Raw genomic sequence first — 17,141 nt, forward strand, 5'->3', positions numbered from 1 at the left:
GATCCCGACTCCGGGCTCACCGACGGACCAGTGTACGAGGACTTCCCGTGTTTCCCAAACGCGGTGGCGACGCGCCGGGGAAGGCCGCCCGAGTCCCGGCGCGTCGGAACAGCCGGGGTACCCTGACCGCTTCGCATCCGAGAGGGCCGCCCGGGGGAGCGTTCGGGTGCCACCTCCATTGGGACGTGCGGCTCGACGGCGAGCGCGCGACCGTGGACGTCGGCCGATTCGGGGGGAGGAAGCCGTGGCTGCAGCGACGAAGAAGCGGATGGGGACGCCGATGGGCGCCGCGATCGGCGCCGTGACCCTCGGGGCGGTCACCGCCGCGTTCACCATCACGCCCGCCGTCGCCGACGAGCCCACCTACCCGAGCTGGCAGGACGTCCAGCAGGCGAAGGCCGACGAGGCCGCGAAGAAGGCCGAGGTCGCCCGGATCACGACGATCCTCGGCGACCTGCAGGACAAGGCCGACCGGGCCGGCCGCACCGCGCAGATCGCGGCCGAGCGAGCCATCACCGCGAAGGCCGCGGAGGCCGCCGCGCGGCAGCGGCACGACCAGATCGTCGGTGAGGCGAACGCGGCGAGCGCGAAGGCGCGCACCTCGCGGATGCGCGCGGGTCTCCTCGCCGCGCACATGGCGCGCAGCACCGGCGGGGACCTCTCGGTGAACCTCATGCTGAACGGCTCGAGCGCGCAGCAGATGCTCTACCAGCTGAGCACGATGTCCGAGATCTCGACCCAGACCGAGGCCATCTACAAGAAGGCCGTCGCCGACGAGAACACGGCGAAGTCGCTCACCGCGCAGGCTGACGCCGCGGAGGCCGAGCTGCAGCAGCGCTCGCGCGCGGCCGACGCGGCCCTCGCCTCGGCGCAGCAGGCCGCATCCGCGGCCCAGGCGGCGGTGACGGAGCAGCAGAAGCACGCCAACCAGCTCGTCGCGCAGCTCGCGAGCCTGCAGAACACCAGCACGCGCGTCGCCGCCCAGTACGTCGCCGGCGTGCAGCACGCCCGCGACGTCGCCGCGGCGCAGGCCGAGGCGCAGCGCAGGGCCGCGGCCGCGCAGCGGGCAGCGGCGCAGAAGGCCGCGTCGTCCGGGTCGTCGTCGGGCTCCGGCTCGTCCGGCGGATCCTCATCCGGTGGCTCATCCGGTGGCTCCTCCGGCGGCTCCGGGTCCGGGGGCTCCGGGTCCGGGGGCTCCTCGGACGGTTCGTCGGGCGGCACCTCCGGCGGGACGTCAGGAGGCCAGGTCTCCGGCGGCAACAGCCAGCAGGCGGCGTCCGCGGTGGCGTTCGCCCGGGAGCAGGAGGGCGACCCGTACGTCTTCGGGTCGGCCGGTCCGAGCTCCTACGACTGCTCCGGCCTCACCATGGCCGCCTACGGCTCGGTCGGCATCTCGATCGGTGGCCACTCGACCACCTGGCAGTACCAGCACGCGGCGTCGCTCGGGCAGCTCGTGCCCTACTCGCAGGCGCAGGTCGGCGACCTCGTCTTCTACAGCGACGGCAGCAGCATCTACCACGTCGCCATCTACTCGGGCAGCGGCATGATGATCGAGGCGCCGTACGCGGGCGTTCCCGTGCGCGAGGTGGCGGTGCGCAGCTACGACCTCATGTCGATGGTCGCCCGTCCCACCGCCTGACCTCCACGGACGTCCAGCCCTCTCGCGGTTCCGGAGAAACTCGACGACACGCCGTCCCGGCGCTCATCTGCACGGCGTGTCGCGGAAGAAATCCGGATCCGCGAAAGGAATCCGGATCCGCGAAAGGGCGGACCCGGGTCAGGAGTGGTTCGCGCCCGCGTCCTTCAGGCGGGTGAGGCCCTCCTGCACGATGCGGTCGGCCTCGGCGGCGCCGCCCCAGCCCTCGATGTTCACGAACTTGCCCGGCTCGAGGTCCTTGTAGCGGGCGAAGAAGTGCTCGAGCTCCTTGCGGGTCTGCTCGGGCACGTCGTCGATGTCCTGGATGTGCTGCCAGCGCGGGTCCTTGTAGGGCACGGCGATGACCTTGGCGTCCGAGCCGGCCTCGTCGCTCATGTTCAGCACCGCGACCGGACGCACCTTGATGCCGACGCCGGGGAAGACCGGGTACTCGAGCAGCACGAGCGCGTCGACCGGGTCGCCGTCGAGGCCGAGCGTGTTCTCGAAGAAGCCGTAGTCGACCGGGTAGACGAACGCCGTGAAGAGCACGCGGTCGAGGTAGACGCGGCCGGTGACGTGGTCGACCTCGTACTTGTTGCGGCTCCCGCGCGGGATCTCGATCACGACGTCGTAGTCGGCCATGAGGCGTCCTCTCGGGTTCGGCTGGAAGCGGCCATAACGTTATCGGATGCCGGATCGGCCCCGACTGACGCCCGCGGTCGCCGACGTCCGCCGTGCGGTGCGCGAGATCCTGCCCGCGATCCCCGCGGGGGAGGGTGAGGGACCGGAGGCGCTCGTCGCGCTCTCCGGCGGCCCGGACTCGCTGGCGCTCGCCGCGGCGGCCGCCTTCGAGGGGCCGCGGGCCGGCCGCCGGATCGGCGCGGTGGTCGTCGATCACGCGCTGCAGGAGGGCTCGGCCGCGGTCGCCCGGGCGGCCGCCGACCAGGCTGGGGCCCTCGGGCTCGCGCCGGTGCTCGTCCGCCAGGTCGAGGTGGGGGACCGGGGAGGTCCGGAGGCGGCGGCGCGGGACGCCCGCCGTGCGGCGCTCGAGGGCGCACTCGCGGAGACGGGCGCGACCCGGCTCCTGCTCGGGCACACCCTCGACGACCAGGCGGAGACCGTGCTGCTCGGGCTCGCCCGCGGGTCCGGGCCCGACGCGCTCGCCGGGATGCGCGCGGATTCCCCGCCCTACCTGCGGCCGCTGCTCGCCCTGCCGCGCGCGACGGCCGTGCAGGCGTGCGCCGACCAGGGGCTCGACCCGTGGACCGACCCGCACAACGCCGATCGCCGCTTCGCCCGGGTGCGCGTGCGGCTCGACGCGCTGCCGGCGCTCGAGTCGGCGCTCGGCCCCGGTGTCGCCGCCGCGCTCGCCCGCACCGCGGAGCAGCTCCGCGAGGACGCCGCCGCCCTGGACGCGCTCGCCGAGGAGCTCGCGCCCGAGCTCGTCGAGCTCGCCGAGGGCGGTCTCGCGCTGCCTGCCGACGCGCTCGCGGCGAACCCGGCGGGCCTCGCGCACCGTCTCGTCCGGCTCGCCGTGGAGGGCGAGTTCGGTACCTCGTTGAGCCGGACGCAGACGCTCGCCGTGATGCGGCTCGCGACGGACTGGCACGGGCAGGGGCCGGTGCACCTCCCCGGCGTTATCGTGGAGCGCCAGCGCGGGCGCATCGTCTTCCGGGCGGCGCGCCCCTAGACATGTGGGGGTGCGGTGCAGCCGGAGGACGTCGCAGGCGACCTGACGAAGGTGCTCCACACGGAGGCCGAGATCCAGGCGCGCATCGCCGAGCTCTGCCGCCGTATCGAGGCCGACGACGCGGCCGCCCTCGACGAGCAGCCGCTGCTCCTCGTCGGCGTGCTGAAAGGCGCGGTCATGGTGATGGCCGACCTCGCGCGCGAGCTGCGCATCCCGGTCGAGATGGACTGGATGGCGGTCAGCTCCTACGGCTCGAGCACGCGCTCGTCGGGCGTCGTGCGGATCCTGAAGGACCTCGACACCGAGCTCGCCGGCCGGCGGGTGCTCATCGTCGAGGACATCATCGACTCCGGGCTCACGCTCTCCTGGCTCGTCGAGAACCTCCGCAGCCGCGGGCCGAGGTCGGTCGAGGTGTGCGCGCTGCTGCGCAAGCCCGAGGCGCAGCGCATCGCCGTCGACGTCACCTACTGCGGCTTCGACATCCCGGACGAGTTCGTCATCGGCTACGGGCTCGACTACGCGGAGCGGTACCGCAACCTGCGGGCCGTCGGCGTGCTCGCCCGGCACGTCTACGAGCACGAGGAGACGGACGCCGTCGAGCTCGACGAGCAGGAGGACGGGGGCGTCCCAGCCGGAGAAGGCTGAATACACGCCAAGAGTTACCGGAGCGTGATCGAAGGAGGGCCGCCCAGAGCGAACAGCCGCTACCGCCGGGAATGGGGGGCGTTACCCTAGCCGGACTATGGACTTCAAGCGAATCTTCCGCGGTCCGCTCCTCTATATCGTGATCGCGGTCATCGTGGTGTGGGTGGGCTCGAGCCTGCTCACCGGCTCGGGCTTCCGTCAGGTGCAGACGGAGCAGGGCCTTCAGCTGCTCAAGGACGGCAAGGTCGCCACCGCGAAGATCGTGGACACCGATCAGCGCGTCGACCTGACGCTGAGCAAGCCGGACCAGGCGCTCGGCACGCAGGTGCAGTTCTACTACGTCGCGCCGCGCGGCCAGCAGATTGTGAACGCGGTCAACAGCGCGGCACAGAAGTACGGCGTCAAGTACAACGACGAGGTGCCGCAGCCCAGCTGGCTGCTGTCGATCGGCTCGTTCCTGCTGCCGCTCATCATCGTCGGCGTCTTCTTCTGGTTCATCATGTCCGGCCTGCAGGGCGGCGGGAACCGGGTCATGCAGTTCGGCAAGTCGCGGGCCAAGCTGGTGTCGAAGGAGACGCCCAAGGTCACGTTCAACGACGTGGCCGGCTCCGACGAGGCCATCGAGGAGCTCGGCGAGATCAAGGACTTCCTCAAGGAGCCCGCGAAGTTCCAGGCGGTCGGTGCCCGCATCCCGAAGGGCGTGCTGCTCTACGGCCCTCCCGGCACCGGCAAGACGCTGCTCGCCCGCGCGGTCGCGGGTGAGGCGGGCGTGCCGTTCTACTCGATCTCCGGCTCGGACTTCGTCGAGATGTTCGTCGGTGTCGGCGCGAGCCGCGTCCGTGACCTGTTCGACCAGGCCAAGCAGAACGCCCCGGCCATCATCTTCGTCGACGAGATCGACGCGGTCGGCCGCCACCGCGGCGCCGGCCTCGGCGGCGGGCACGACGAGCGCGAGCAGACGCTGAACCAGCTGCTCGTCGAGATGGACGGCTTCGACGTCAAGACCAACGTCATCCTCATCGCGGCGACGAACCGCCCCGACATCCTCGACCCCGCGCTGCTCCGCCCGGGCCGCTTCGACCGCCAGATCGGCGTCGACGCACCCGACCTCAAGGGCCGGCAGAAGATCCTCGAGGTGCATTCGAAGGGCAAGCCGCTGGCCGCGGGCGTCGACCTCGAGGTGCTCGCCCGCAAGACGCCGGGCTTCACCGGCGCCGACCTGGCGAACGTGCTGAACGAGGCGGCCCTGCTCACGGCCCGCAGCAACGCGCAGCTCATCGACAACCGGGCCCTCGACGAGGCCGTCGACCGCGTCATCGCCGGCCCGCAGCGCCGCAGTCGGGTGATGAAGGACCAGGAGAAGCTCATCACCGCCTACCACGAGGGCGGGCACGCGCTGGTGGCGGCGAGCCTCAACCACACCGATCCGGTGACGAAGGTGACGATCCTGCCGCGCGGGCGCGCCCTCGGCTACACCATGGTGCTGCCGCTCGAGGACAAGTACTCGGTCACCCGCAACGAGCTGCTCGACCAGCTCGCCTACGCGATGGGCGGCCGGGTGTCCGAGGAGGTCGTGTTCCACGACCCCACCTCCGGCGCCTCCAACGACATCGAGAAGGCGACCGACACCGCTCGCCGCATGGTCACCGAGTTCGGCATGAGCGCCATCATCGGCTCCGTCAAGCTCGGGGCCTCGTCCGGGGAGATGTTCCTCGGTCGCGACATGGGTCACAGCCGCGACTACTCCGAGGAGCTCGCCGAGCAGGTCGACAAGGAGGTGCGCGAGCTCATCGAGAAGGCGCACGACGAGGCGTACGAGCTCATCACCGCGAACCGCGACGTGCTCGACCGGCTCGCGGCCGCTTTGCTCGAGCAGGAGACGCTCGACCAGAACCAGCTGGCCGAGATCTTCAAGGACGTGAAGAAGCTGCCGCCGCGGCCCCAGTGGCTCTCGAGCGAGCGTCGTCCGGTCTCCGACCTCCCGGCGGTCGCCGTGCCGCAGCCGAAGGCGCCGATCGACGCCGGCGCGGTCGACGGCGGCGTCGACTCCGGCGACGGCGCCAAGCCCGAGCGCAAGCGGGCCCCGCGGATCAAGCCGCGGCCGGCCACGGCCTGACCCACGGCCACGACCGCGTGCAGGTGCTCCGGCACCTGCACGCGGAACGGTGTGAGAGAGGTGAGGACCCGGTGCAGCGCACGAGCATCCCTCGACTGATCGCGCTCGCCCTCGTCGGCGCGGTCGTCTCCTGGCTCGGCCAGATGGCGCTCGCCGCCGGCGGCTCGCCGACGCTCGTGGCGCCGGTGACGCTGTCGGTCGTGCTCTTCGGCATCGCCGCGCTCCTGATCGGGCTCGGCTGGCCAATCCGCCAGATGATGCACGGCAAGCGCACCCGCCGCATCGATCCCTTCGTCGCCATGCGCGTGGTCGTGTTCTCGAAGGCGTCGAGCCTCACGGGCGCGCTGCTCACGGGTGCCGCCGCGGGCTTCGTGCTCTACGCCCTCACCCGCGCGGCCGTGCCCGCCGGTCTCTGGCCCGACGTGCTCGCCCTCGTCGCGGCCTTCGTGCTCGCGGTCGCGGGCCTTCTCGTCGAGGGCTGGTGCCGCATCCCGCCCGAGGACCACGAGGCGGCGCCGGACCAGGTGATGGAGCGCCGGTGACCCTCGAGGCGCCCCGGCGTCCCCGTCGGCGCGGTCTCGACGCCGGCATCTCCGGCTGGCACCGGGTGTCGTCGAGGCTCCTCGCCGTCGAGGTGACCGGCATCCTGCTCGCCGGGCTCGTCGGCGTCGCCGTGGGGGTCGGGGTCGGCTTCGCGAACCCGACCGCGGGCTGGGTGCTCGGCGGCGCGGTCGCCGTCGTCACGATGATCCGTCTCGTCATCGCCCGCGCCCGTGTCCGGTCGATCGGCTACGTGCTCCGCGACGACGACCTGGTGCTCCGCCGCGGCATCCTCTACTCGCGCCTCGTCGCGGTGCCGTACGGGCGCATGCAGCTCGTCGACGTCACCCGTGGACCGGTCGCCCGCCTGCTCGGGCTCGCCGAGCTGCGGCTCGTGACCGCGGCGGCCACCTCGGCCGTCACGATCCCGGGGCTCCCCGAGGCGGTCGCCGCCGAGCTGCGGGACCGGCTCATCGAGCGCGCCGAGGAACGGCGCGTGGGACTCTGACCGGCATGCCGGCCGCCCCGGGCGGCCAGTACCTCGACGGCGCCTGGCACCGCCTGCACCCCGCCACCCCGCTGCTGCGCGGCGGCATCGGGTTGCTCGCCGTGCTGCTCTGGCTCGGCGCGAACCTCCGCGAACGGCTCGTCGCCCTCGTCTTCGGCCTGCCGGACAGCGGCGGCGACCCGCTCGACGCGCTCTCGCGCCACCACCTGCTCGGCATCGGCGCGCTCATCGTCGCCGGGGTGCTCGTCGTCGGCATCGTGCTCTTCTGGTTCGCGTGGCGGGCGAGCACGTTCCGCATCGACGGCGAGGCGGTCACCGTGCGGCACGGCATCCTGCTGCGCACCACCCGCACGGCGAAGCTCGACCGCATCCAGGGCGTCACGATCTCCCGTCCGCTGTTCGCGCGCCTCGTCGGCGCGGCCCGGGTCGAGCTCGACGTCGCGGGCCACGACGCGAACGTGCGCCTCGAGTACCTCTCGAGCGGCGCCGCCGAGGAGCTCCGCCGCGACGTGCTGCGGCTCGCCTCGGGTCAGCGGCAGGCGGTCGCCGAGCAGCCCGCCGCTGAGGCGGGGGTCCCGATCCTCGCCATCGGTCCCGGTCGCGCGCTCGGCTCGGTGCTGCTGTCGGAGCCGACCCTCATCGTCGTGCTCGTCACCGCGATCGGCATCCCCGTGCTCACCGCCGTCGGCGCGGCGCCGGCCGCGGGGATCTCCCTCGGTCCGCTGCTCATCGCGGCGGTCACGGTGGCCGCCCGCCGCACCGCCCGGAACCTGCGGTACTCGGTGACCGCCACGCCGGACGGCGTGCGCATCGGCGCGGGCATCCTCAGCACGAGCAACGAGGCCGTGCCGCCGGGCCGCATCCACGCGGTCCGCATCGAGCAGCCGCTGCTGTGGCGCCCTGCCGGCTGGTGGCGCGTGTCGGTCAACCGCGCGGGCCGCATCGGCGGCCGCCGCAACGCCGAGCTCGAACGCTCGATCGCGCCGGTCGCGTCCCGGGAGGAGGTGCTCGCCCTCGTGCCGCACCTCGTGCCCGGTCTCGCCGCGGCGGGGGCGGTGCTCGCCGCCGGTCTCACCGGGCGCGGGCACGACGAGGACTTCGTGCCCGCGCCGCGCCGGGCCCGCTGGCTGCGGCCCCTCGCCTGGCGGCGCACCGGGTTCCTCGTCACCGACGGCGCCGTGCTGCTCCGCGGCGGCTTCCTGCGTCGGCACCTCACGATCGTGCCCGAGGCCCGCATCCAGAGCGTCGCCCTGCACCAGGGGCCCGCCGAGCGGCTGCTCGGCGTCGCGACCATCGAGCCGCACGTCGTCCACGGTCCCGTCCGCACCCGCCTCGGGCTCATCGACGAGCCGCGGGCGGTGGCCCTCTTCGTGCAGCTCGACGTGGAGGGGCAGCAGGCGCGCTCGGCCGACACCTCCCACCGCTGGGCCGCGAGCGTCGAGGAGGCACCGGCGTGACCGCGGCCGGGCGCCTCGGCGTGGGCATCCTCGGCGCCGGCCGCGTCGGCCCGGTGCTCGGCGCCGCGCTCGCGGGAGCGGGGCACGCGCTCGTCGGCGTCGCGGCCGTCTCCGACGCGAGCCGGGACCGCGCGGAGGCGCTGCTGCCGGGCGCCCCGCGGCTCGACCCGCCGGTGCTCGTCGAGCGCAGCGAGCTCGTCCTGATCGCCGTGCCGGACCTCGAGCTGCCTGGCCTCGTGCGCGGCCTCGCCGATGTCGGCGCCTGGGTGCCAGGGCAGCTCGTCGTGCACACCGCTCCCGGCAGCGGCGTCGACGTGCTCCGCCCCGCGGCGGCGGCCGGCGCGATCCCGCTCGCGCTCTCGCCCGCGATGGCGTTCACCGGCACGAGCATCGACCTCGCCCGGCTCCGCGAGGCGTGGTGCGCGGTCACCGCCCCGGCACCGGTGCTGCCGATCGGGCAGGCGCTCGCCGTCGAGATGGGCTGCGAACCCATCGTCGTCGCCGAGGGCGACCGACCGGCGTGGGCCGCGGCGCTCAGCACGGTCGCCGCGCCGCTCGAGGACGCCGTGCGCCGTGCGTCCGGGCTGCTCGCCGGGCTCGGCATCGACCAGCCCGACCGGGTGCTCGGTCCCGTCGCGCGATCGGCCCTCGAGCGCGCGCTCGTCGCCGCCCGCGGCGTCCGGCCGGAACCGAAGGAGGAAGCGTGAGCATCGAGGTCGTCTACGAGATCCCCGCGACACGAGCGGCCGTGCGTGCGCTGCGCGATCGCGGCCGCGTCGCGCTCGTGCCGACGATGGGGGCCCTGCACGACGGCCACCTCGCCCTCGTCGCCGCAGCGCACGAGTCCGCCGACGCGGTGGTCGCGTCGGTGTTCGTGAACCCGCTGCAGTTCGGGCCGAACGAGGACTTCCAGCGCTACCCGCGCACCTTCGAGGCGGACCGCGCCGCCCTCGAGGCCGCCGAGGTCGACCTCGTGTTCGCGCCCGGGGTCGACGACATGTACCCCGACGGCCCCGTCACGGTGCGGGTCGCGGCCGGGCCCGTCGGCGAGCTGCTCGAGGGCGCGGTGCGTCCCGGCCACTTCGACGGCGTGCTCACCGTCGTGGCGAAGCTGATCTCGATCGTGCAGCCCGACGTCGTCCTCTTCGGGCAGAAGGACGCCCAGCAGGTGTTCCTCGTGCAGCGCATGGTGCGCGACCTCGACCTCCCCGTCGAGGTGCGCGTCGTGCCGATCCAGCGCGAGGGCGACGGGCTCGCCCGCTCGAGCCGCAACCGCTACCTGTCGGGAGAGGAGCGCGCCGCCGCCCGCGCGATGCCGGACGCGCTCGCCGCGGCCGCGCAGGCCGCGCCGCAGGGCGCGCAGGCCGCCGCCGACGCCGCCCGCGCCGTGCTCTCGGCCGTGGCCGGTGTCGCCGTCGACTACGTCGCGATCGTCGATCCGGCCACGTTCGACGCGGTGGACGACCGGTATCGTGGCCCTGCCCTCGTGCTCCTCGCCGCCCGGTTCGGCGGCACGCGGCTGCTCGACAACGCCGCCGTCGTGCTGCGCGAGGCCCCCCAGCCCGAGCGCCCCTGAAGGAGCCGCATGACCGACGCCGCCGAGGCCACGGACACCGTCGAGCAGCGCGAGGTCCGGCTGGGCAAGCGGCAGCGCCTCCTCGAGCAGGGTGAGGCCTACCCGGTCGGTGTGCCCGTCACGACCACGATCGGGTCGCTCCGCGAGCGCTTCCCGGAGCTCGAGCCCGACACCCGCACCGGCGAGCGCGCGGGCGTCGCGGGCCGCGTGGTGCACCTCCGCAACACCGGCAAGCTCTGCTTCGCAGCGCTGCAGTCGGGCGACGGCAGCCGCATCCAGGCGATGGTCGCGCTCGACTCCGTCGGCGACACGTCGCTCGCGGACTTCAAGGCGCTCGTCGACCTCGGCGACCAGCTGTTCGTCGCCGGCGACGTGATCACGTCCCGCCGCGGTGAGCTGTCGATCCAGGTCGACGAGTGGCGCATCGCCGCGAAGGCGCTGCTGCCGCTGCCGAACCTGCACAGCGAGCTCTCCGAGGAGACGCGGGTGCGCAGCCGCTACCTCGACCTCATCGTGCGACCCGAGGCCCGCCGCATGGTGCACGCCCGCGCGGCCGCCGTCTCGTCGCTCCGGGCGACGTTCGCCCGTCGCGGGTTCATCGAGCTCGAGACCCCGATGCTGCAGACCCAGCAGGGCGGTGCGTCCGCGCGCCCGTTCCGCACCGCCTCGCGCGCCTACGACACCGACCTGTTCCTCCGCATCGCGCCCGAGCTCTTCCTCAAGCGGGCCGCGGTCGGCGGCCTGGAGCGCATCTTCGAGATCAACCGGAACTTCCGCGACGAGAACCCGGACGCCACGCACTCGCCCGAGTTCGCGATGCTCGAGGCGTACGAGGCCTACTCCGACTACCAGGGGATGGCCGACCTCACGCAGGAGCTCGTCCAGCAGTCCGCGCTCGCCGCCGGCGGGTCCGAGCAGATCGAGTGGTTCGACGGCACCCGCTTCGACGTCGGGGGCACCTGGGACCGGATCAGCATGTACCCGTCGCTCAGCGAGGCGTCCGGCATCGAGATCACGCCCGAGACGCCCCTGTCCGAGCTCGTCGCGCTCACGGATCGCCTCGAGATCGAGGTGCCGCACCCGATCCGCGGCAAGTACGTCGAGGAGCTCTGGGAGCACTTCGTCAAGAAGACGCTCGAGCGTCCGACCTTCGTCATGGACTTCCCCGTCGACACCTCGCCGCTCGTGCGCGATCACCGGTCGATCCCCGGCGTGGTCGAGAAGTGGGACCTCTACGTGCACGGGTTCGAGCTGGCCACCGGCTACTCCGAGCTCGCGGATCCGGTGATCCAGCGGCAGCGGTTCGTGGAGCAGGCCGCGCTGGCGGCGCAGGGCGACCCCGAGGCGATGCGGATCGACGAGGACTTCCTCCGCGCCCTCGAGTTCGGGCTGCCGCCCACCGGCGGGATGGGCATGGGCATCGACCGGCTGCTCATGGTGCTCACCGGCGAGAACATCCGCGAGACGATCCTCTTCCCGCTCGTCAAGTAGGGCGGCGCCGGGTCAGGAGGTCGCGCCCGCCAGCCGCTGCTGCACGATCGGTGCGAGGTGGCGCCGCAGCCACGGGACGGTGGTGCGCGCATAGGTGTCGGTGATGTGGTTCAGGTCCCGGTACACGAGCACGTTGCCGATCACGCCGGGGCACCAGGTGGTGCCGCAGAACGCGTCCACCGGGTCGAGCACGCCGACGCCGGGGGTCTCGGCGGCGGCCCGGAGCAGCGGATCGGGCTGGAACGACTCCGCGGCCTTCCGGGACCGCCCGCAGGTCGCCGGATCGTGGGCCGCGACGCAGTCGGGGATGGTCCCGCCCGTCGCCGACGGGGGCGCCGGGGTGTCGCCGAGGGCGACGACCGCCATGCCCTCCTGCTGCAGCGTGCGCCAGAGCGAGGAGTAGCCGTCCGCCGCGCCCCGCACCTCGCGCGGGAAGTCCCCGCGCCAGCCGGTCGTGAGCACCACCCGGACGTGCCGGCTGCGCAGGACCTCCATGCCGTACCGCACAGCGGTGGTGCAGTTCGAGTGCCCCGAGCGCTCCATCTCGCGGGGGCGGAGGTTGAACGGGCACGAGTTGTGCATCAGGGTGAGCAGCCGCCAGTGCTCCTGCTTCGCCAGCAGGTCCATCGCACCGCTCCACATCACGGCGTGGGAGTCGCCCACGAACGCGACCGTGACGTCGCCTCTCGGGTCGCCGAGCACGCACACCGGCGAGCGGGGATCGAGATGACCTGTCGTGCACCGCGGGAAGGGGATGTCGTTCCCCGCCTGCGCCGGCTCCGGCACGGTCACGTGCTGCGGGCGCACCCAGGTGCGGTCGGCGGCCGCGTCGAGCGCGGGCCAGCCGATCGGGGCTCCCGCCGAGGGCGTCAGCACGACCCGGCCGGCCGCCGCGTCCGCGTCCGCCGCGATCCGGTCGCGGAGGACGAGGGCGCCGCCGAGGGAGGCCGCGACGAGGGCGGCGACGAGCCCGGCCGAGACGAACCGGAGCGGCCGCCGGATCCGGGCGCGGCGGAAGGGCTGCTCGATGAAGCGGTACGACAGGAAGGCGAGCCCCAGCGCGCCGAGGACGAGCGCTGCGGACTGCAGCCGGCCGGGCGCGTGCCCCGTGAGCGCGCGCGAGAAGACGAGCAGGGGCCAGTGCCAGAGGTACAGGGAGTACGACACGTCTCCGACGAACCGCACCGGGCGGAGGGCCCAGACGCGTCGGAGGACCGGCGCGTCTCCGCCCGCGATCACCGCCAGGGCGCCGAGCACCGGCAGTGCCGCGGCCCAACCCGGCATCGGGGTCGCGGCGGTGAACACCATCGCCGCGGTGAGGATCGCCCCCACACCGCCCGCCTGGACCACGGCGGCGGCGGCCGGAGGCAGCCGCCGCTCGCCGAGCAGCGCGGCGAGGAGGCCGCCCGCGGCGAGCTCCCACATGCGGGTCGGCGTGATGAAGTACGCCGCCTCGGACCCCGAGGCGGTGAGCCAGACGCCGTACGCGAGCGAGGCGACGAGCACGAGTCCGAACGGCAGCGGCGCCCACCGGCGGATGAGGGCGGCCCGCCGCCGGGCGAGCAGCGCGAGTCCGAGGACGAGCAGCGGCCAGAGCAGGTAGAACTGCTCCTCCACGCCGAGCGACCAGAAGTGCTCGAAGGGTGAGGCGTCGGGCGACTGCGCCTGGTAGTCGACGGACTGCGCGGCGAACAGCCAGTTCGCCGCCGACAGGGCGGACCAGACGGCCGCGCGCCCGACCTCGGCCGCGGCGGTGCGGGGCAGCGCGATGGACGCGGTGACGGTGACGACGGCGACGGTCGCGAGCGCCGCCGGCAGGATGCGCCTGACCCGGTTCGCCCAGAACCCGGTGAGGCTCACCCCGCCGGTCGACTCGGCCTCGCGGAGCAGGTGCCCTGAGATGAGGAAGCCGGAGATCACGAAGAAGACGTCGACGCCGACGTAGCCGCCCGGCAGCGAGGCGGGGCGCAGGTGGTAGACCACCACGAGCGTCACGGCGATCGCCCGCAGGGTCTGCACCTCGAGCCGCAGGGGGCGCGGTCGCTCTGCGGCCGGCTCGGTGCCGGCGACCGCGGCGTCCGACGGAGCGGCGCCGCGGGCAGGGGTGGCAGGTCGGCTGAGGGTGTCGGTCGGCTGCACCCCTCGACGGTGTCACCGGGGCCGCGCGTTCCCGTCGCATCGCCGTCGACGCCGCGGTTGACGTCGCGTGAACAGTCGGTGCCGGGTGCCCCCGGAACGGGCGGCGCCTCGTCCGGGTCGCACCCGACCGCGCCGCACCCCTCGGGGTCGCACTCCCGGGGGTCGCACCCCGACTGGGATCGTGCGCGCTCGGTCGTATGCCGCGATGCTCATATCCGTTCCCGCGGGGGTGGGATCGGGTGAGGGGGACACCGTGCGCAAGATCGTCTTCGAGCTGTACCTGAGCTGGCTGCTCGTCTTCGGCGGCTCGCCCGCCCTGCTCCGCGCCGCCTGACGGAGCGGACGGCCGGTACCCCGAGCGGGGCGCAGGCCGTCCCAGCCGGTCGCCGAGCCGAGGCCGCGGACAGCCGCGCGCGGCGCCGCCGTCCGCGCGACGTACCCTGAGGTCATGGGCGCGATCGGCGGGTGGGACGAGGGGCTCTGGGCCATCCTGCCGACGATCCTCGTGGTCCTGCTGTTCTGGTTCGTCATGCGGGCGATCATCCGTGCCGACCGCACCGAGCGCGCCGCGCAGGCGAGGTACGAGGCCGAGGTCCTGGCGCGGCACGCCGCCGAGCGGGCCGACCGGCAGCCGGAGGACGAGTCGCGCCGCTGATGCGCCTGCCCGCCACGCCCTAAGCCTGGGGCGAACAGCGGCAGAGGCCCGCAGGGTCGCTGGTTAGCCTCGGTACACCACGCGGCGCGCATCCTGCGCTCCACCGTGATCCCGTCGTCGGGCACCGGCCCAGGCCGGCCCGACATCCTTCAGGAGCTGAGCATGTTCGAGCGCTTCACCGATCGAGCCCGCAGAGTCGTCGTCCTGGCCCAAGAAGAGGCCAAGATGCTGAACCACAACTACATCGGCACCGAGCACATCCTGCTCGGCCTCATCCACGAGGGTGAGGGCGTCGCCGCCAAGGCGCTCGAGTCGCTCGGCATCTCGCTCGACGCGGTGCGCGAGCAGGTGCAGGACATCATCGGCCAGGGCCAGCAGCAGCCGACCGGCCACATCCCCTTCACCCCGCGCGCCAAGAAGGTGCTCGAGCTGTCGCTGCGCGAGGCGCTGCAGCTCGGCCACAACTACATCGGCACCGAGCACATCCTGCTCGGCCTCATCCGCGAGGGCGAGGGCGTCGCCGCCCAGGTGCTCGTCAAGCTGGGCGCCGACCTCAACCGCGTGCGCCAGCAGGTCATCCAGCTCCTGTCGGGCTACCAGGGCAAGGAGCAGGTCGCCGTCGGCGGCGAGCAGCAGCAGGCCGCCCAGGGCTCGCAGATCCTCGACCAGTTCGGCCGCAACCTCACCCAGGCCGCGCGCGACGGCAAGCTCGACCCGGTCATCGGGCGCGAGAAGGAGATCGAGCGCGTGATGCAGATCCTGTCGCGCCGCTCGAAGAACAACCCCGTGCTGATCGGCGAGCCCGGCGTCGGCAAGACCGCGGTCGTCGAGGGCCTCGCGCAGGCGATCGTCCGCGGCGACGTGCCGGAGACGCTGAAGGACAAGCAGCTCTACACGCTCGACCTCGGTAGCCTCATCGCCGGCTCGCGTTACCGCGGCGACTTCGAGGAGCGCCTCAAGAAGGTGACGAAGGAGATCCGCACCCGCGGTGACATCATCACCTTCATCGACGAGATCCACACGCTCGTCGGTGCGGGTGCCGCCGAGGGCGCGATCGACGCCGCGAGCATCCTCAAGCCGCTGCTCGCCCGCGGCGAGCTGCAGACCATCGGCGCCACGACGCTCGACGAGTACCGCAAGCACTTCGAGAAGGACGCCGCGCTCGAGCGCCGCTTCCAGCCGATCCAGGTGCAGGAGCCGAGCCTCCCCCACGCGATCAACATCCTGAAGGGCCTCCGCGACCGCTACGAGGCGCACCACAAGGTGTCGATCACCGACGGCGCGATCGTCGCCGCGGCGAACCTCGCCGACCGGTACATCTCCGACCGCTTCCTGCCCGACAAGGCCATCGACCTGATCGACGAGGCCGGCGCTCGCCTGCGCCTGTCGATCCTGTCGGCGCCGCCCGAGCTGCGTGAGTTCGACGAGAAGATCTCGCTCGTGCGCGCCGCCAAGGAGGCCGCGATCGAGGACCAGGACTTCGAGAAGGCCGCCGGCCTCCGCGACGAGGAGAAGAACCTCCTCGCCGAGCGCCTGCGCCTCGAGAAGCAGTGGCGCTCCGGTGACGTGAAGACCACCGCCGAGGTCGACGAGGGCCTGATCGCCGAGGTGCTCGCCCAGGCGACCGGCATCCCGGTGTTCAAGCTCACCGAGGAGGAGTCGAGCCGGCTCATCTTCATGGAGAAGGCGCTCCACGAGCGGGTCATCGGTCAGGAGGAGGCCATCTCGGTCCTCGCGAAGACGATCCGCCGCACGCGTGCCGGCCTCAAGGACCCGCGCCGCCCGTCGGGGTCGTTCATCTTCGCGGGCCCCACGGGCGTCGGCAAGACCGAGCTCGCCAAGGCGCTCGCCGAGTTCCTCTTCGACGACGAGGGCGCCCTCATCTCGCTCGACATGAGCGAGTACGGCGAGAAGCACACCGTCTCGCGGCTGTTCGGTGCCCCTCCCGGGTTCGTCGGCTTCGAGGAGGGCGGCCAGCTCACCGAGAAGGTGCGGCGCAAGCCGTTCAGCGTGGTGCTCTTCGACGAGATCGAGAAGGCGCACCCCGACATCTTCAACTCGCTGCTGCAGATCCTCGAGGAGGGCCGCCTCACCGACGGTCAGGGCCGCGTGGTCGACTTCAAGAACACCGTCATCATCATGACGACGAACCTCGGCACCCGCGACATCTCCGGCGGTCCGGTCGGCTTCGTCGCCGAGGGCGACACCTCGACCGGCTACGACCGCATGCGGGCGAAGGTCAACGAGGAGCTGAAGCGCCACTTCAAGCCCGAGTTCCTGAACCGCGTCGACGAGATGATCGTCTTCCCGCAGCTCAGCAAGCCCGAGCTGCTGCAGATCGTCGACCTGTTCGTCAAGCGGCTCGGGCAGCGCATGCTCGACCGCGACATGACGGTCGAGCTGTCGGTCCCGGCCAAGGAGCGGCTCATCGAGCTCGGCTTCGACCCGGCGCTCGGCGCGCGGCCGCTGCGTCGCGCGGTGCAGCACGAGATCGAGGACCGGCTGTCCGAGAAGATCCTCCACGGCGAGCTGAACAGCGGCGACCACGTGAAGGTCGACTTCGACAACGGCGAGTTCGTGTTCACCACCGGCAAGCGTGACGAGCTCGTCGGTGCGGCCGCCGGCGTCATCACGGACGGCGGTCCCGCGGGGGAGTAGTCCTCCGCCTCCAGACGAGAGGGGCGTCCA

General features: G+C 73.0%; 15 protein-coding genes. 13 read left to right on the plus strand and 2 right to left on the minus strand.

Annotation, left to right across the window (positions count from 1 at the left end; translation table 11 throughout):
* Nucleotides 1-244 precede the first annotated feature (244 nt).
* Nucleotides 245-1,639: a C40 family peptidase gene (locus QDR37_RS07480; RefSeq protein ID WP_279712993.1), complete on the plus strand. Its 1,395-nt coding sequence runs from the start codon at nucleotides 245-247 to the stop codon at nucleotides 1,637-1,639.
* A gap of 138 nt (nucleotides 1,640-1,777) precedes the next feature.
* Here QDR37_RS07480 and QDR37_RS07485 read toward each other — a convergent pair whose 3' ends face one another.
* Nucleotides 1,778-2,278 carry an inorganic diphosphatase gene (locus QDR37_RS07485; protein ID WP_279712994.1) on the minus strand — a complete coding sequence of 167 codons (501 nt, stop codon included), beginning with the start codon at nucleotides 2,276-2,278 and terminating at the stop codon, nucleotides 1,778-1,780.
* Between the two features lie 46 nt (nucleotides 2,279-2,324).
* Here QDR37_RS07485 and tilS point away from each other — a divergent pair, with 46 nt between their 5' ends.
* The 9 genes from tilS to lysS all read left to right on the plus strand — a co-directional run bounded on the left by tilS (nucleotide 2,325) and on the right by lysS (nucleotide 11,659).
* Complete coding sequence (gene tilS, locus QDR37_RS07490) at nucleotides 2,325-3,326, plus strand: tRNA lysidine(34) synthetase TilS (RefSeq protein ID WP_279712995.1); 1,002 nt, start codon at nucleotides 2,325-2,327, stop codon at nucleotides 3,324-3,326.
* 15 nt (nucleotides 3,327-3,341) lie between these two features.
* On the plus strand, nucleotides 3,342-3,971 hold the full coding sequence (hpt, locus tag QDR37_RS07495) for a hypoxanthine phosphoribosyltransferase (protein ID WP_279712996.1): 630 nt from the start codon (nucleotides 3,342-3,344) through the stop codon (nucleotides 3,969-3,971).
* Nucleotides 3,972-4,068: 97 nt separating this feature from the next.
* Complete coding sequence (gene ftsH / locus QDR37_RS07500) at nucleotides 4,069-6,087, plus strand: ATP-dependent zinc metalloprotease FtsH (protein WP_279712997.1); 2,019 nt, start codon at nucleotides 4,069-4,071, stop codon at nucleotides 6,085-6,087.
* A gap of 71 nt (nucleotides 6,088-6,158) precedes the next feature.
* On the plus strand, nucleotides 6,159-6,629 hold the full coding sequence (locus tag QDR37_RS07505; RefSeq protein ID WP_279712998.1) for a DUF3180 domain-containing protein: 471 nt from the start codon (nucleotides 6,159-6,161) through the stop codon (nucleotides 6,627-6,629).
* Nucleotides 6,626-7,135 (plus strand): PH domain-containing protein, encoded by a 510-nt coding sequence (locus QDR37_RS07510; RefSeq protein ID WP_279712999.1) that lies wholly within the window; start codon nucleotides 6,626-6,628, stop codon nucleotides 7,133-7,135. The genes QDR37_RS07505 and QDR37_RS07510 overlap by 4 nt, the downstream gene beginning before the upstream one ends.
* A 5-nt stretch (nucleotides 7,136-7,140) precedes the next feature.
* Nucleotides 7,141-8,592 (plus strand): PH domain-containing protein, encoded by a 1,452-nt coding sequence (locus QDR37_RS07515; RefSeq protein WP_279713000.1) that lies wholly within the window; start codon nucleotides 7,141-7,143, stop codon nucleotides 8,590-8,592.
* Nucleotides 8,589-9,299 (plus strand): DUF2520 domain-containing protein, encoded by a 711-nt coding sequence (locus QDR37_RS07520; protein ID WP_279713001.1) that lies wholly within the window; start codon nucleotides 8,589-8,591, stop codon nucleotides 9,297-9,299. The genes QDR37_RS07515 and QDR37_RS07520 overlap by 4 nt, the downstream gene beginning before the upstream one ends.
* Nucleotides 9,296-10,168, plus strand: coding sequence for a pantoate--beta-alanine ligase (gene panC, locus QDR37_RS07525; RefSeq protein ID WP_279713002.1), 873 nt, complete (start codon nucleotides 9,296-9,298; stop codon nucleotides 10,166-10,168). The genes QDR37_RS07520 and panC overlap by 4 nt, the downstream gene beginning before the upstream one ends.
* Nucleotides 10,169-10,177: 9 nt before the next feature.
* Nucleotides 10,178-11,659 carry a lysine--tRNA ligase gene (lysS, locus tag QDR37_RS07530; RefSeq protein WP_279713003.1) on the plus strand — a complete coding sequence of 494 codons (1,482 nt, stop codon included), beginning with the start codon at nucleotides 10,178-10,180 and terminating at the stop codon, nucleotides 11,657-11,659.
* 12 nt (nucleotides 11,660-11,671) lie between these two features.
* Here lysS and QDR37_RS07535 read toward each other — a convergent pair whose 3' ends face one another.
* Nucleotides 11,672-13,798 (minus strand): acyltransferase family protein, encoded by a 2,127-nt coding sequence (locus tag QDR37_RS07535; protein WP_279713004.1) that lies wholly within the window; start codon nucleotides 13,796-13,798, stop codon nucleotides 11,672-11,674.
* A 205-nt stretch (nucleotides 13,799-14,003) separates the two neighbouring features.
* Here QDR37_RS07535 and QDR37_RS07540 point away from each other — a divergent pair, with 205 nt between their 5' ends.
* The 3 genes from QDR37_RS07540 (at nucleotide 14,004) to QDR37_RS07550 (ending at nucleotide 17,111) form a co-directional block, all read left to right on the plus strand.
* Nucleotides 14,004-14,132: a hypothetical protein gene (locus QDR37_RS07540; RefSeq protein WP_279713005.1), complete on the plus strand. Its 129-nt coding sequence runs from the start codon at nucleotides 14,004-14,006 to the stop codon at nucleotides 14,130-14,132.
* A 114-nt stretch (nucleotides 14,133-14,246) separates the two neighbouring features.
* Nucleotides 14,247-14,453, plus strand: coding sequence for a hypothetical protein (locus tag QDR37_RS07545; protein WP_279713006.1), 207 nt, complete (start codon nucleotides 14,247-14,249; stop codon nucleotides 14,451-14,453).
* Between the two features lie 162 nt (nucleotides 14,454-14,615).
* The gene (locus tag QDR37_RS07550; protein ID WP_279713007.1) at nucleotides 14,616-17,111 is read left to right on the plus strand and encodes an ATP-dependent Clp protease ATP-binding subunit; all 2,496 of its coding nucleotides are present in this window, start codon (nucleotides 14,616-14,618) and stop codon (nucleotides 17,109-17,111) included.
* The last annotated feature ends 30 nt before the right edge of the window (nucleotides 17,112-17,141 follow it).

It is taken from the genome of Amnibacterium sp. CER49 (assembly GCF_029846255.1).
Taxonomy (GTDB): Bacteria; Actinomycetota; Actinomycetes; order Actinomycetales; family Microbacteriaceae; genus Amnibacterium.